The sequence below is a fragment of the Nocardioides sp. URHA0020 genome, assembly GCF_000620705.1.
Lineage (GTDB): Bacteria > Actinomycetota > Actinomycetes > Propionibacteriales > Nocardioidaceae > Nocardioides.
The window spans coordinates 481,520-496,423 of sequence record NZ_KK211168.1; the positions used below are offsets into that span (position 1 = coordinate 481,520).

Annotated in this window: 15 protein-coding genes; 8 read left to right on the forward strand and 7 right to left on the reverse strand. The window is 70.8% G+C overall.

Annotated features, from left to right (window positions below; genetic code table 11):
- Nucleotides 1-123: 123 nt before the first annotated feature.
- Nucleotides 124-675: a DUF1707 SHOCT-like domain-containing protein gene (locus tag N542_RS0114030; RefSeq protein WP_028644462.1), complete on the forward strand. Its 552-nt coding sequence runs from the start codon at nucleotides 124-126 to the stop codon at nucleotides 673-675.
- Nucleotides 672-1,352, forward strand: coding sequence for an ion channel (locus tag N542_RS0114035; protein WP_028644463.1), 681 nt, complete (start codon nucleotides 672-674; stop codon nucleotides 1,350-1,352). The genes N542_RS0114030 and N542_RS0114035 overlap by 4 nt, the downstream gene beginning before the upstream one ends.
- Nucleotides 1,353-1,383: 31 nt before the next feature.
- On the opposite strand, the gene N542_RS0114040 is transcribed toward N542_RS0114035, so the two are convergent.
- The 6 genes from N542_RS0114040 to uvrB all read right to left on the reverse strand — a co-directional run bounded on the left by N542_RS0114040 (nucleotide 1,384) and on the right by uvrB (nucleotide 7,611).
- Complete coding sequence (locus N542_RS0114040) at nucleotides 1,384-1,938, reverse strand: hemerythrin domain-containing protein (RefSeq protein ID WP_028644464.1); 555 nt, start codon at nucleotides 1,936-1,938, stop codon at nucleotides 1,384-1,386.
- A gap of 30 nt (nucleotides 1,939-1,968) precedes the next feature.
- The gene (locus tag N542_RS0114045; protein WP_028644465.1) at nucleotides 1,969-2,778 is read right to left on the reverse strand and encodes a hypothetical protein; all 810 of its coding nucleotides are present in this window, start codon (nucleotides 2,776-2,778) and stop codon (nucleotides 1,969-1,971) included.
- 91 nt (nucleotides 2,779-2,869) lie between these two features.
- Entirely contained in the window at nucleotides 2,870-4,156 is a 1,287-nt protein-coding gene (locus N542_RS0114050) for an MFS transporter (RefSeq protein ID WP_231482657.1), read from the reverse strand.
- A gap of 45 nt (nucleotides 4,157-4,201) precedes the next feature.
- Nucleotides 4,202-4,831 (reverse strand): DivIVA domain-containing protein, encoded by a 630-nt coding sequence (locus N542_RS24905; protein ID WP_155993064.1) that lies wholly within the window; start codon nucleotides 4,829-4,831, stop codon nucleotides 4,202-4,204.
- Between the two features lie 219 nt (nucleotides 4,832-5,050).
- A complete protein-coding gene (locus N542_RS0114060; RefSeq protein ID WP_028644467.1) occupies nucleotides 5,051-5,488 on the reverse strand; it encodes a VOC family protein in 438 nt (145 codons plus the stop codon).
- A complete protein-coding gene (gene uvrB / locus N542_RS0114065) occupies nucleotides 5,485-7,611 on the reverse strand; it encodes an excinuclease ABC subunit UvrB (RefSeq protein WP_028644468.1) in 2,127 nt (708 codons plus the stop codon). The genes N542_RS0114060 and uvrB overlap by 4 nt, the downstream gene beginning before the upstream one ends.
- Nucleotides 7,612-7,767: 156 nt before the next feature.
- Here uvrB and N542_RS24910 point away from each other — a divergent pair, with 156 nt between their 5' ends.
- Genes N542_RS24910 through N542_RS0114090 form a run of 5 tightly spaced genes read left to right on the forward strand, consistent with a single transcriptional unit; the run spans nucleotide 7,768 to nucleotide 13,093 of the window.
- Entirely contained in the window at nucleotides 7,768-10,410 is a 2,643-nt protein-coding gene (locus tag N542_RS24910) for a HAMP domain-containing sensor histidine kinase (protein WP_155993066.1), read from the forward strand.
- 23 nt (nucleotides 10,411-10,433) lie between these two features.
- Nucleotides 10,434-10,841, forward strand: coding sequence for a roadblock/LC7 domain-containing protein (locus N542_RS0114075; protein WP_028644469.1), 408 nt, complete (start codon nucleotides 10,434-10,436; stop codon nucleotides 10,839-10,841).
- A gap of 4 nt (nucleotides 10,842-10,845) precedes the next feature.
- On the forward strand, nucleotides 10,846-11,223 hold the full coding sequence (locus tag N542_RS0114080; RefSeq protein WP_028644470.1) for a DUF742 domain-containing protein: 378 nt from the start codon (nucleotides 10,846-10,848) through the stop codon (nucleotides 11,221-11,223).
- Complete coding sequence (locus tag N542_RS0114085) at nucleotides 11,204-11,800, forward strand: GTP-binding protein (protein WP_028644471.1); 597 nt, start codon at nucleotides 11,204-11,206, stop codon at nucleotides 11,798-11,800. Before N542_RS0114080 ends, N542_RS0114085 begins: the two co-directional genes overlap by 20 nt.
- Nucleotides 11,801-11,827: 27 nt before the next feature.
- Nucleotides 11,828-13,093 (forward strand): phospholipase D-like domain-containing protein, encoded by a 1,266-nt coding sequence (locus N542_RS0114090; RefSeq protein WP_231482659.1) that lies wholly within the window; start codon nucleotides 11,828-11,830, stop codon nucleotides 13,091-13,093.
- A 41-nt stretch (nucleotides 13,094-13,134) separates the two neighbouring features.
- On the opposite strand, the gene N542_RS0114095 is transcribed toward N542_RS0114090, so the two are convergent.
- Nucleotides 13,135-14,064 (reverse strand): DNA-3-methyladenine glycosylase family protein, encoded by a 930-nt coding sequence (locus N542_RS0114095; protein ID WP_028644473.1) that lies wholly within the window; start codon nucleotides 14,062-14,064, stop codon nucleotides 13,135-13,137.
- A gap of 54 nt (nucleotides 14,065-14,118) precedes the next feature.
- Here N542_RS0114095 and N542_RS0114100 point away from each other — a divergent pair, with 54 nt between their 5' ends.
- Nucleotides 14,119-14,904, forward strand: a complete 786-nt coding sequence (locus tag N542_RS0114100; protein WP_028644474.1) for an enoyl-CoA hydratase/isomerase family protein — start codon at nucleotides 14,119-14,121, stop codon at nucleotides 14,902-14,904.

Below are 14,904 nucleotides of genomic sequence, written 5' to 3' on the forward strand. Positions count from 1 at the left end.
GTGGTTTCGAGGCTCGGAGCTAGCGCTCCTCACACCTCAACCACCGGTCGGTGGTTGAGGTGCGAAGGCCGCCAGGCCTGAGCCTCGAAACCACCACCCACCGAACCCTCCTACGATGGCCGCGTGGACAGTGAGTTCTGGTCGTCGTTCACCCACGACCCTCGGGAGGCGCAGTTCGGGACGATCCGCGCCTCGGACCAGGACCGGGACGTCGTGCAGCAGGCGCTGACCGAGGCGTACGCCGACGGGCGGCTCGATCGCAAGGAGTTCGACGAGCGCAGCGAGCGCACGACCGACTCACGGACCCTCGGCGAGCTGGTGCCGATCCTCGGCGACCTGGTCTCGACCACGACCGTGGTGCGGACGAGCCGCGGGCTCGCGCAGGCGAGCTCCGCCGAGCTGCACGAGCGCGCCGTCGAGGCGTACGTCTCCGACCGCCGTGAGGCGGTCTTCGGGTTCCTCTTCGCCACCCTCATCTGCACGGTCGTCTGGTACCTGTTCACAAATGAAGCCCGATTCTGGCCGATCTTCGTCGCCCTCGGCACCGGCATCAACGTCGCCAAGACCATCTCGCGCAAGCGGGAGATCGTGGCCAGCCACGAGCGCAAGCTCGAGAAGAAGCGCGCCAAGGAGCTCGGCCAGCCCTGGACCCCCAACGACAGGGCATCCGAGTGAGGACCCGCCAGCACCTCGAGTCCCTCCGCACACACCCCTCCGCCGTCCTGCTCGGGGCCCAGCTCCTGGCCGTGCTCGCGTACCCGTTCCTCGACGACGCCGCCTGGGGCCGGGCGGTCGTCGGCACGGTGCAGCTGGCCATCGTGCTGGCCGCGCTGGCCGCCGTACGCCCCAGCCCCGCGCTCACCTGGGTCGCGGTCCTCTTCGGCGCGCCGGCGATGGTGCTGACCGTGATCGAGGCGATCGAGCCGCACACCGATGCGGTCGTGCTCCTGTCGGCCGCGTTCCACGCGCCGTTCTACTTCTACATCTCCTACGCGATGCTCCGCTACCTCTTCCACGACGACCGGGTGACCCGCGACGAGCTGTTCGCGACGGGAGCCGCGTTCACCGTCGTCGCGTGGGGGTTCGCCTACCTGTACGCCGCCTGCCAGGTCCTGTGGCCCGGCTCGTTCATCGGCGCCGACGGTGCCGGCGGCCGGAGCTGGTTCGAGCTGCTGTTCCTGTCGTTCACGACCCTGACGAGCGTCGGCCTCTCCGACGTCCTGCCGGTGCAGGCACACGCCCGGTCGTTGGCGATGGTCGAGATGGTCGCCGGCGTCTTCTACGTCGCCCTCGTGGTGGCCCGGCTGGTGAGCCTCGCCGTGGTCAGGCACCAGTCCGACGACCAGACCTAACCCGACGAGCCTCCCGCCAGGTCGGCGCGAGTCAGCCCTCGTCTTCCTCGTCGTCGAGCAGACCTTCCTTGCGGGCGGCGGCCACGATCCTGCGGACGTTGGTCAGGGTGCCGCAGTCGGCGTCGATCTGCGCGTTGCGCTCGGTGGCGAACTGCTCCCCCAGCTCGGCGCGCACGAGCGGGCCGACCTCCTCGCGAGCCGGGTTGAGGATGGTGAGCTCCTCCTCGGTCAGGTGGTGGTTGACCACCTTGGCGAGCTCCTCCACCGCATCGTCGAACGCCTGGGTGTCGGTGCCCTTGAGCTCGAGGACGGCCAGCAGCGCCTCGTTGCCCTCGGCGTGCTCCTCCTCGCCGTGCTCCGCCTCGTGGGCGCCCACGGCGCCCTTGTTGCGCAGCTTCGGGTAGACGTACTTCTCCTCCGCCTCAGCGTGGGCGACGTGCAGCGCGGCGAAGGCGCGGCGTACGGCGTCGCGGTCCGAGCTGCTGTCGCGGAGGTCGCGCAGCAGCGCCTCGAAGCGTCGGTGGTCGTCGAGGATCAGCTCCACGACGTCACCCTGGACCGGCCTGCCGAGATCGATAACGGTCATGGCGACACCTTAGGTCGCGGCAGGTAAAGGTCAGGAGGCGCAGAGCACCTCGGGCGCCGCGAGCACCGCCGACGCGCCGCTCTGGTCCTCCGGCGTGCCGTCGGGGTTCGTCGAGGTCCAGCGGAACGCCACGCGGAAGGCGCCGAGGATGCTGATGGTCCGGACCTCCGACGTCGTGAGGCCGAAGGACTTCGCGTAGACGGCCTTGCCGTCGGCCTCCAACGACACGTGGGCGACCGCGAGCGCGTCGCTGGCGTCGCTGTTGCCGAACCGGCCCCGGATCTTCCAGCAGTCACGGCTGAGGTTCCAGTCGTAGATCCCGGCGTTGCCGTAGTCCCAGGTGCCGTAGATCCCGTCGTAGGTCGTGCCGTCGATGGAGCCGGAGCCCTGGTAGGTGTACTCCTGCGAGCGCGGCGTCACCTTCAGCAGGTCCTTCCAGGCGTAGACGGTGACCTTGACCGAGGCGCTCTTGCCGGCCTTGACCCCCTTCGACTTCGGGACGACCACGCGGTAGTAGCGCAGACCGATCTTGTGCGGCTTGTCCCGGAAGCTGAAGGCGCCCTTCCTGGTCATCTTCAGCCGAGCGACCTTGATCCACTTCTGGGAGCCGCTCAGGCGCGTCTGCACGACGACCGTGCCGCCCTTCCTCGCGGGGCGCACCGTGCCCGAGAGCAGCACCCGGTGAGCGGACACGACCTTGGCGGCGCCGGCCTTCAGGGTCGGCTTGTAGGTGGCGCGGCGATCGGGCTGCGCAGGACCGGCCACCGCAGCTGGAGCGGCGAGACCGACGGCGAGCGTGGCTGCGAGAGCAGCGGTGACGAGTGTGCGGGCGACCTGCATGTCCTGGCTCCAATCCGGTGTCACGGCCCGAGGCCGTCCTCCGAGGCTAGCCCTGCAGAGGGTCGTCCGCGCTCGTTCGCACCCATCCGGGCTAGCGGGTGATCCCCTCGAGCTCGTCGCGGTCGACGACGAGCCGGGTGCGGACCCGGTATCGGTACACCTGGACGATGCCGAGCGCCCAGATGAAGTACTGCGTGCTCATGGCCCACCGGAAGGCGGACGGGGTGTAGTCGGACCCGCCGCCCGGCGTACGCCAGTCGAGCACCAGGCCGATCACGATCACCAGCACCAGGCTGGCGGCGAAGCCGCCCTGGTTGATGATGCCGCTGGCACTGGCCAGCCGTTCATGGGGGTTGGAGGTGCGGCCCACGTCGAAGCCGATCATCGAGGCCGGTCCCCCGACCCCGACGACGACCACCAGCACCACGAGGAGCCAGGTCGGGGCGTGGCCGGGCCAGGTGAGCACGACGGTCCACACGACCACGATCGTCGCCACGATGGCCAGGACCATCGTCGAGCGGTGCCACGGGTGCGCCCCGACCAGCCAGCCGAGCGTCGGCCCGGCCGCCATCACAGCCAGCACCATCAGCGTGAGCAGCAGCCCGGCCGTCGCCGGGGACTGCTGCTCGCCCTTGACGAAGAAGGGGTAGCCCCACAGCAGGCTCAGCACCGTCGAGCTGAACTGCGTGGAGAAGTGCATCCAGAAGCCCAGCCGGGTGCCGGGGTGTGCCCACGACGAGGCCAGGCTGCGGCGTACGGCGCCCAGCGACATCGCCGGCCCGCGCAGGTTGCGGCTGACCGGTGAGTCGTGGAGCACCAGCAGCACCACCACGGACAGCGCCAGCCCCAGGGAGGCGGCGATCAGGTAGGCCTTGGTCCAGCCGAGGTGGCCAAGCGCCCAGGTCATGGGTACGGCGGCGAGGACCGCCCCGAGCTGGCCGAGCGTGCCGGTGAGCTGGGTGACCAGCGGGATCCGGCGCTGGGGGAACCAGGTGGCGACCAGGCGCAGCACGCAGATGAACGTCATCGCATCGCCCATGCCGACGAAGATCCGCGCGACGAGCGCCGCGGGATAGCTGTCGGCGAGAGCGAACCCGCCCTGGGCGAGGGTCAGCAGGACCATGCCGCAGAGCAGGACGCTGCGGGACCCGAACCGGTCGACCAGCAGACCGACCGGGATCTGCATGCCGGCGTACACGAGCAGTTGCAGCATCGTGAACGTCGCCAGCTGGGACGCCGAGATGTCGAAGCGCTCGGTCGCGGCGAGACCTGCGACGGCGAGCGAGGAGCGGTGGAAGACCGCCACCAGGTAGACCAGGAGCCCCACCACCCACACCGACCAGGCGCGCGCCGTGATGGTGGTCGGCTGGGAAGTCACTCCCCCGATTCTAGGTGGGCCGACGGGGCGGCCCTCGTCGGGTCCTCAGCCGCGGTCGAGCAGTCGGGACCAGAGCCCGCGCTGCTCCTGGATGACGCTGTTCGCCGGGCCGCCGGCAGCCTGGGCGCGGGCTGCGACGACGACGCGTGCGAGGAAGTCGTCAACCTCGTCCATGTCGTAGCCCTCGCGCAGCCGCACCGGCGTGAACCTCGCCGTACCGACGAGCTCGTCCAGCGAGCCCTCGGATCTCAGCACGGCGGTGAGGTGGTCCAGGAACCGGTCGACCTCGCCCATGTCGTAGCCCTCGCGCAGCCGGACCGGCGTGAACCGGACGGCCCCGATGTCGTCGATGAGCTGTGTGGAGGCACGTGCCGGTCCGGAGACGCCCTCCCCCCGGGCGGGTCCGGCCGCGGTGCGCGTGCGCCCTTCACTGGCGGCCACGACGTCGTCGAGGAAGTCGTCGACCTCGGACATCAGGTAGCCCTCGCGCACCCGGACCGGGGTGAACCGGACGGCGTTGACCAGCTCGGCCAATGGCTGCCCGGCTCGCACGGCGAGGACCAGCCGGTCGAGGAACGCGTGCACCTCGGGCTTCCGGTAGCCCGTCTGCCACCGCACGGCGGTGAACCGGGCCTCACCGATCGTGCGGACGAGCGACTCGGGATCGGTGGACACCGGCACAATCTAGGGGTCGACCCGGCCGCCGTACGCAGGTGTGGTGGTTTCGAGGCTCAGGCGCCAGGGCGCCTTCGCACCTCAACCACCGGGCTCCTCGGTGGTTGAGGTGTGAGGCGCGCCAGCGCCGAGCCACGGTGGTTGAGGTGTGAGGCGCGCCAGCGCCGAGCCACGGTGGTTGAGGTGTGAGGCGCGCCAGCGCCGAGCCTCGAAACCACCTCAGTCGAGGCAGAACTCGTTGCCCTCGGGATCCTGGAGCACGAGGTGGCCGCCGCTCATCGGCGGCGCCGGCTCGAAGCGCTCGACGCGGGTGGCGCCGAGGGCGACCAGGCGCTCGCACTCCGCCTCGAGGGCGGCCATCCGCTCGTCGCCCTCCAGCCCGGGAGCGGCACGGACGTCGAGATGGACCCGGTTCTTCACGGTCTTGCCCTCGGACACCCGCTGGAAGAAAACCCGGGGGCCGTTGCCGGCGGGGTCGACCGAGGCCGAGGCGCTGTTGCGCTGCTCGGGCGGCAGCGACTCCGAGAACGCGTCCCAGGAGCCGAACCCCGGCGGCGGGGGTGGGAGCTCGTAGCCGAGCACCTCGTTCCAGAACAGCGAGAGCGCCCGCGGGTCGGCGCAGTCGACGGTGACCTGGACCTGGCGTACGGCGCTCACTTGGTGGCCTCCATCATCTGGCGCAGCTCCTTCTTGAGGTCGGAGATCTCGTCGCGCATCCGGGCGGCGACCTCGAACTGGAGCTCGGCGGCGGCGTTCTTCATCTGGTCGGTGAGCTCCTGGATGAGCTGGGCCAGGTCGGAGCTCGGCATCCCGGCGATGTCGGGAGCGTGCTGCCCGGCCGCGGCCTTGGACAGGCCGGGCACGGGCTGGCGGGCCTTGACCCCTCCTGCGCGGCCCTTCGCCGCCGTACCGGCCCAGGTCTCCAGGAGAGCCTGGGTGTTCTCGTCCTCGCGCGCGAGCATCTCGGTGATGTCGGCGATCTTCTTGCGCAGCGGCTGGGGGTCGACGCCGGCGGCCGTGTTGTAGGCCACCTGCTTCTCGCGGCGACGGTTGGTCTCCTCGATCGCCTTCTCCATCGAGGGCGTGATCTTGTCGGCGTACATGTGCACCTGACCCGACACGTTGCGGGCCGCGCGCCCGATCGTCTGGATCAGGGACTTGTCGGAGCGCAGGAAGCCCTCCTTGTCGGCGTCCAGGATCGACACCAGCGACACCTCCGGCAGGTCGAGACCCTCGCGGAGCAGGTTGATGCCGACGAGCACGTCGTACTCACCCATCCGCAGCTCGCGGAGGAGCTCGATGCGCCGCAGCGTGTCGACCTCCGAGTGCAGGTAGCGGGTGCGGATGCCCGCGTCGAGGAGGTAGTCGGTGAGGTCCTCCGACATCTTCTTCGTCAACGTCGTGACGAGGACCCGCTCGTCCTTCTCCGCACGGGTGCGGATCTCGTGGATCAGGTCGTCGATCTGACCCTTCGTCGGCTTGATCACGACCTCGGGGTCGATCAGCCCGGTCGGCCGGATGATCTGCTCGACGGTGTCGCCCTCCACCTTGTCGAGCTCGTAGTTGCCGGGCGTGGCCGAGAGGTAGATGGTCTGCCCGATCCGCTCCAGGAACTCCTCCCAGCGCAGTGGCCGGTTGTCCATCGCGCTGGGCAGCCGGAAGCCGTGGTCGACCAGGTTGCGCTTGCGGGACATGTCGCCCTCGTACATGCCCCCGATCTGCGGGACGGCGACGTGCGACTCGTCGACGACGACCAGGTAGTCCTCGGGGAAGTAGTCGAGCAGGCAGTTCGGCGCCGAGCCACGGGTGCGGCCGTCCATGTGCATCGAGTAGTTCTCGATGCCGGAGCAGGAGCCGACCTGGCGCATCATCTCGACGTCGTACGTCGTGCGCATCCGCAGGCGCTGCGCCTCGAGCAGCTTGCCCTGCTTCTCGAACGTCGCGAGCTGGTCCTCCAGCTCGAGCTCGATCCCGGTGATGGCCCGCTCCATGCGCTCGGGGCCGGCCACGTAGTGGGTGGCGGGGAAGACGTAGAGCTCCTTGTCCTCGGTGACGATTTCGCCGGTCACCGGGTGCAGCGTCATCAGCCGCTCGATCTCGTCGCCGAAGAACTCGATCCGGACGGCGTGCTCCTCGTACACCGGGAAGATCTCCAGGGTGTCGCCACGGACCCGGAAGGTGCCCCGGGTGAAGGACATGTCGTTGCGGGTGTACTGGATCTCGACGAGCTGGCGCAGGATCGAGTCGCGGTCGCGCTCCTCGCCGACGCGCAGCCGCAGCATCCGGTCGACGTACTCCTGCGGCGTGCCGAGGCCGTAGATGCAGGACACCGTGCTGACCACGATCACGTCGCGCCGGGTGAGCAGGCTGTTGGTCGCGGAGTGCCGCAGCCGCTCGACCTCCTCGTTGATGGAGGAGTCCTTCTCGATGTAGGTGTCCGTCTGGGGGACGTAGGCCTCGGGCTGGTAGTAGTCGTAGTAGGAGACGAAGTACTCGATCGCGTTGTCGGGGAAGAGCTGGCGCAGCTCGTTGGCGAACTGGGCGGCGAGCGTCTTGTTGGGCTGGAGCACGAGCATCGGGCGCTGCACCTGCTCGGCCACCCAGGCCACGGTCGCGGTCTTGCCGGTGCCGGTGGCGCCGAGCAGGACGACGTCCTTGACCCCGCCGTTGATCCGCTTGGTGATCTCCTGGATCGCCGCCGGCTGGTCGCCGGACGGCTGGTAGTCGGAGACGACCTTGAAGGGCGCCACCCGGCGCTCGAGATCGGTCACTGGTCGCATGCTGACGAGCCTAGACGGGCCCACCGACACCGCCCCGCGCGCAGGAGGCATAGCCCTTCTCGACGTCGCTCCTGGCCACATGGCCGATGCCGCGACCGTCCGTATTACCCGATCCTGAGTGCCCTGACCATCGCCTCGTGACCAAGGTGGATGTCGATGTCACGAAATTTCCTGCACGTCTCAGGCTGGACCCTGCGCCGCAAGCTGGCGCTGGTGCTGGCCTTCCCGCTGATCTTCGCCGTCTCCTTCGGCATCGCCCGTGTGACGAGCGAGTGGCAGGAGTACACCGACCACGCCGCCGCCGCCAGCCAGGTGACGGTGCTGCCCGCTGCGGTCGCCTACCTGGACGCCGCCGAGCACGCTGCCGTCGTGGCGCGCCGCAAGACGGCCGCCATCGACCCCCGCCGCGACAAGGCCGTCGCCCAGGTGGACGAGGCCGCGAAGGACCTCGAGACCGCGGCCGACGCCGCCGACCTGACGCCCGAGCAGAGCGAGCAGGTGGACTCGATCCTCGCGCTCAGCGAGCAGCTGCGGGACGGCACCGCCTACCTCAGCGTGGGCCAGTCCGTCTCCCAGGTGCGCCAGCTGCACCAGGGCATCACCCAGCTCGTGACGCAGATCGTCAACGAGCAGGCACAGCCGGAGCCCAAGCTGCCCGTGCTCGTGCAGGCCCTCGACGGTCGCCTCGCGCTGTCGATGCAGCAGTTCCAGGTCGCGTACGCCAAGGGCACCGCGTCCAACCCCGTCGACCTGTCCGCGGAGGTCGGCGTCGAGGGTGCTGCCATCGACCGTCTCGGCACCTCGCTCGGGCTCGAGGACGACCGGGTCATGGCGCTCAACCAGGGCAACTCCCAGCGCTTCGGCGAGGTCCGTGCCGGCGGCACCGACATGGGCGGTCCCGAGGCCTACCAGCCGTACGACGACCTCACCGCCGACTTGCTCACCGACATCGACGGTGACCTGACCACGGCGGCCGGGAAGGCCCGATTCACTGCAATCGTCAGTGCCGCGGTCACCGGCATGTGCCTCCTGGTCGCCGTGCTCCTCGCACTCCTGATCGCCCGCACCATGCTGGGCCCGATCCGTCGGGTGCGCGACGGCGCGCTGCACGTCGCTCAGGAGGAGCTGCCCGGGACCGTCGCGCGCATCCGCGCCGGCGAGGACCCGGGCGAGATCGTCCCGATCGACGTCACGACCGAGGAGGAGATGGGGCAGCTCGCTCGCGCGTTCGACGAGATGCACCGCCAGGCGATCAGCCTGGCCTCGGGCGAGGCGGAGCTCCGCACGCAGGTGGGCGACATGTTCGCGACGCTCTCGCGTCGCAACACGACCCTGATCAACCAGCAGCTCGGGCTGATCGAGGACCTGGAGCGCGACGAGGAGGACCCGCGTCGCCTCGAGAGCCTCTTCCGGCTCGACCACCTCGCCTCGCGCATGCGGCGTACGGCGGAGAGCCTGATGGTCCTCGCGGACGCCCCGACCCCGGGCGCCGACGGCGTGGACCTCACTCTCGGCGACCTGCTCCAGGCCGCCATCGCCGGTGTGCGCGACTACCAGCGCGTGCAGATCCTCTCCACGCCGGACGGCCGGCTCGCTGGCGCCGCGGCGCCGGACGTCGTGCACCTGCTCACCGAGCTGGTCGACAACGCGCTCAACTACTCGCCGCCCACGGCACCGGTCATGATCGAGGCCACCCGGACCGCCATCGGGGTCGAGGTCGAGATCGCCGACGCCGGCCTGGGAGTCTCGGTCAGCGACCTCAGCCGCCTCAACGCCGAGCTGTCCTCCGGTGGCGAGATCACCGCCGAGACCGCGCGCCGGATGGGCCTGCTCGTGGTCAGCCGGCTGGCGCGCCGTCGCGGCATCACCGTCCGCCTCGAGCTCAACGAGCGCGGCGGCGTGACCGCCCGGATCGTGCTGCCTCCGGCGCTCCTGCCCGGCGCTACCCCGCTCTCGGCCGTCGAGTCGTGGACGCCCGTCGAGGAGCCGACCCCGGTCGCCGCAGCGACGTACGCCGAGGAGCCGGCCGTCGCCGCGGCTCCCACCGTCACCCCGGTCCCCCGACCCGAGGTGGTCAGCACCGACACGACCGAGGAGCAGTCGACCACCCGCTACCTCGCGGCCATCGACGCCCTCACCCGGCTGCCGCAGCGTCAGCCGAGCCGGGTCTCCGAGCCGGACTCGGACCCCGAGCCCGAGCCGGTGCCGGTGCCGGTGCCGGTCGCCGTCGTACCCGAGCCCGCCCCGGAGCCCGAGCCCGAGCCTGAGCCGGAGCCCGAGGTGGAGCCGGTCGCCGTAGAGCCGGAGCCCGAGCCCGTGCTCTCGCCGGTCGCCGTCGTACCGACGCTGGCCGTGCGCTCCCTCCCGGAGCGGCAGGTCCAGCAAGCGCCCGAGCCACCGCCCGAGCGTGAACCGTTGCACGAACCGATGCCCGCAGGAGGAGCCGTCGGCACCGAGGAATCGCCCATCTTCGCGACCCTGCAGTCCAACTGGTTCAGCTCGTCGAACGAGCGGGCCCAGGGATGGGCGTCCACCGAGGTCGAGGCCGGCTGGGAGGCCGCGCACCGCATCGCCGAGGTCCCGAACGGCTCGGTCGGGGCGACGGGGCTCCCCGTACGACGTCCCGGTCAGCGACTGGTCCCCGGTGGCGTGACCGCCGCGGCGCCGCCGGTCGTCCGGGACCCCGAGGCGATCAGGGCTCGCCTGGCCGCTCACGCCGCGGGCGTCTCGCGTGGACGCACCAGCGCAGGCAAGCCGCAGTCCACCGACCCGTCACAGAAGGAAGCCGACAACGCATGAACGCGAACCCGTTTGCGCCGCCCGTGACACAGCAGGGCCGAGAGCTGGACTGGGTCGTGACCCGGTTCACCGAGGAGGTCCCGTCCGCCGCGCACGCCATCCTGGTCTCGGCCGACGGCCTCCTGATGGCCGCCAGCTCCGGCATCCCCGGGGACCGCGCGGAGCAGGTCGCCGCCGTCTCCTCGGGTCTGGCCAGCCTGGCCGTCGGCGCCTCCAGGCTCTTCGACGGCGGGGCGGTGCTGCAGACGGTCGTCGAGATGGAGCAGGGCTTCCTGCTCCTGATGAGCGTCGGCGACGGCTCCCACTTGGCGGTGCTGACCCAGGACTCGGCCGACATCGGCCAGGTCGGGTACGAGATGGCACTCCTGGTCGACCGCGTCGGGCAGATGGTGCAGGCTCGGGCCCGCGTCCTGAGCGACACACCGGGGTGACCGCATGGAGCCAGAGAACTCGCCGCCCGACGGAGACGCAGACGACTCCCGCGCCGTCCGGGTCCGGCCGTTCACCCTCACCTCGGGGCGGACCACGCCGCGCGTCGACCTGCCGTTCGAGGCCACGCTGCGCCGCCTCGGAGCGGCCAGCGGCGGCCCGGTCGAGGCTCACCTCACCCGGATCCTCGAGGTCTGCGACCGCCGCTCGGTCGCCGAAGTCTCGGCACTGGTCTCGATGCCCATCGGCGTCGTACGAGTGCTGCTTGCCGACCTGGTCGAGCTCGGCCAGGTCCGCGTCCAGACCACCATCCAGAAGGACTCATCGCTCGACGAGCGACGAGAGCTGATCGAAAGGACGCTTCGTGGACTACGCACGCTCTAGCGACCAGCGCACGGCGGCGTCGACGAAGATCGTCGTCGCCGGTGGGTTCGGTGTCGGCAAGACGACCCTGGTCGGCACGGTCTCCGAGATCATGCCGCTGCGCACCGAGGCGCTGGTGACCAACCAGTCCGAGGGCGTCGACGACCTCGCCAACGTGCCCCAGAAGGGGACCACCACGGTGGCGATGGACTTCGGCCGGATCACCCTGGGCGAGGACCTGGTGCTCTACCTCTTCGGCACCCCGGGCCAGCGCCGCTTCTGGTTCATGTGGGACGACCTGTGCCTCGGCGCGATCGGCGCGATCGTGCTGGTCGACACCGAGCGGCTCGACGAGGCGTTCTCGCCGCTCGACTACTTCGAGCAGCGCGGCCTGCCCTTCATCGTGGCCGTCAACCAGTTCGAGGACGCGCCGCAGTACCCGCTGGGTGACGTCGCCACCGCGCTCGCCCTCTCCCCCGGCACGCCGGTGATCCGCATCGACGCCCGCCGCCGGGACTCGGTCAAGCAGGCGCTGGTGCGCGTCACCGAGTTCTCGCTGGAGAAGCTGAGTCAGGACGTGCCCGTCCCCGCGAGCTGAGCGGCGGCCGGTCGCTAGATTGAGCGGGTGAGCAGCTCTTCCTCGTCCCGCTGGCCCGACTCGCTGCTCCGGGTGGTCCGTCGGACGATGCTCACCCTGGTCGGCGTCCAGCTGGCGCTGGCCATCGGGATGACGCTGGTCGACTCCTACCGGCGCCGGGGCAAGAAGCCCAAGCCCTTCCCGATCACGCCGCCGGTCGAGGTCCAGGTGGGCGGCGGCGCGCTCACGCCGTACACCTACGGCCAGGACCTGTACGACGCGATGCTCGCCGCGATCGACGGCGCCCAGAAGCAGATCCTCTTCGAGACCTACATCTGGAAGGGCGACGAGATCGGCGAGAAGTTCAAGGCCGCGCTCGCCGCCGCCGCCGACCGCGGGGTCGAGGTCTACTGCATCTACGACGGATTCGCGAACCTCGTGGTCTCGCCGCGGTTCAAGCGCTTCCCGCCGACGATGAAGGTGCTGCGCTACCCGATCTACCCGGCCGGCTGGAGGTTCTACGACCTGGCCCGCTACGGCCGCGACCACCGCAAGATCCTGGTCGTGGACGACACGGTGGGCTTCGTCGGGGGCTACAACATCGGCACGGCGTACGCCACGGAGTGGCGCGACACCCACGTGCGCATCACCGGGCCGGGCGTCTGGGACCTGAAGCGTGCGTTCGCGGACTTCTGGAACCTCAACCGCCGTCGCCGCATCGGTACGTCGGAGCGGCCGCTGCTGCTCGAGACCGCGTCGACCTGGGAGACCCGGATCCGCTTCCACCGCAACGTGCCGCGGCTGTGGATGTTCCCGATCCGCTCGATGTACATCGAGGCGATCAACCGGTCCTCGCAGCGGGTCTGGATGACGCACGCCTACTTCTGCCCCGACCAGGACTTCGTCGACGCGATGAAGGCGGCCTCGCGGCGCGGCGTCGACGTACGCCTCCTGCTGCCGCTCAAGTCCAACCACATCGTGGCCGACTGGATCTCGCGCGGCTACTTCTCCCAGCTGCTCGACTCCGGGGTGCGCATCTTCCGCTTCCGCGACGCGATGGTGCACGCGAAGACCTCCACGATCGACAGCACCTGGTCGACCATCGGCACGGCGAACGTCGACCGCCTCAGCCTGCAGGGCAACTACGAGATCAACGTCGAGGTGATCGACCCGGCCTTCGCGGCCACCATGGAGACGATCTACGCCGCCGACGAGACCAACTGCCTCGAGCTCACCGCCAGCGAGTGGGCCGCCCGCGACCTCTACCGCAGGTTCACCGAGATGATCCTCGCTCCCCTGCGTCCACTGCTCTGAGATGGTCTCGAGGCTCGGGCCCGGAGGCCCTCGCACCACTGTCACCGACGGGTGACCGTCGCCGGCAGGTGGGTGCGGGGGGCCATCCGGGCGCCGTGGCGGGGACGCCGGCGCCCGCCCATCAGCAGCAGCGTGACGACGCGGTTGCGGTGCGGTCGCCAGGGCTCGAGGAACTCGGCCATCTCGGCGTCGTCGAAGTCGCGGCCCTCCACGGCCCAGCCGACCTGGTGCGCGACGTGGTAGTCGCCGAAGGAGACGGCGTCGGCGTCGCCGTGCGCGCGCTGGCGCACCTCCGCGGCGGTCCAGACCCCGATGCCGGGCAGGCTCGTCAGGCGGCGCTCGACCTCGTCGCCGGGCAGCCCGACGGTGCGCTCCAGGGCGTCGGCGACGCGGGCCGCGGTGACCAGGGCACGGGAGCGGGCCGGGTCGATGTGCATCCGCAGCCACTCCCACGACGGCACCTGCCGGATCGTGTCGGCCGACGGCTGGACCCAGAGCTGGTGCTCCGCGCCGGGGCCTGGTGCGCGCTCGCCGTACCGGTGGACCAGCATCCGGAAGCCCGCGAACGCCTCCTGGCCGGTCACCTTCTGCTCGATGATCGCCGGCGTCAGCGCCTCCATCACGAGGCCGCTGCGACCGAAGCGCCACTGGCCGTGGCGCCGCCAGACGTCCTCGACGGAGTGGATCCGGGGCTCGAAGCCGGTCAGGTCGTCAGCGGCACCGAGCAGCGCCGGCACCGCGTCGAGCACCCAGTCGCCCCCGGGTCCCCACGCCTGCGCCCGCACCACGCCCTCGCCCGAGCGCGGCTCGAGGACCAGGGTGGCCGGGCCGGTCGGCGTACGGATGCCGCGCCAGTGCTGGTCGCCGACCGTCCGGTACGTCGGGTCGCCCGCGCCGCGCCGGTGCGCACGCAGCGCGCCGCTGACGGAGCACGGCCAGTCGGGTCGCCACTCCCGCACCCGTCCGTCCACGCCACCGACGATAGCCGCACCCGCGGACACTGGAACACGTTCTACCCTGACCCCATGACGCTGCAGATCGACGACCTCCACCGGGTCCGCACCCTCACCCTCGACCGGCCCGAGGCGCTCAACGCGTTCAACGAGGCGTTGTACGACGCGACCGCGGAGGCGCTGCTCGAGGCGGCGGACGACCCGGGCGTGGCGGTGGTCCTGCTGACCGGCAACGGCCGGGCCTTCAGCGCCGGCACCGACCTGCTGGAGATGCATGCCCGTGCGACCGACCCGGACTTCGTGCCGGGCAAGCACGGGTTCCTGGGCCTGCTCGACGCGCTCGTGGACTTCCCGAAGCCACTGGTCTGCGCGGTCAACGGGCTGGGACTCGGCATCGGGGCGACGATCCTGGGGTACGCCGACCTCGCGTTCATGTCGACGGCCGCACGGCTGAAGTGCCCCTTCACCAGCCTGGGCGTCGCACCCGAGGCCGCGTCGTCGTACCTCTTCCCCCGGCTGCTCGGCCGCCAGGACGCCGCCTGGATGCTGCTGTCGGCCGAGTGGGTCTCCGCCCAGGAGGCCCTGACGATGGGGCTGGTGTGGCGTGTCTGCGAGCCCGACGACCTGCTCCCCGAGGCCCGTCGGCACGCGGAGGTGCTCGCCGCTCGTCCGATCTCGTCGCTGATCGCCGTCAAGAGCACCATGACCGAGCCGCTGCGGGCCGGCGTCGCCGCCGCGCGCGAGCGGGAGAACGCCGCCTTCGCCGAGCTGATGGGCGGCCCCGCCAACCTGGAGGCCCTGACGGCCTTCGCCGAGGGCCGTGAGCCGGACTTCACCTCGCTCCCGCCCGGGTGGTGA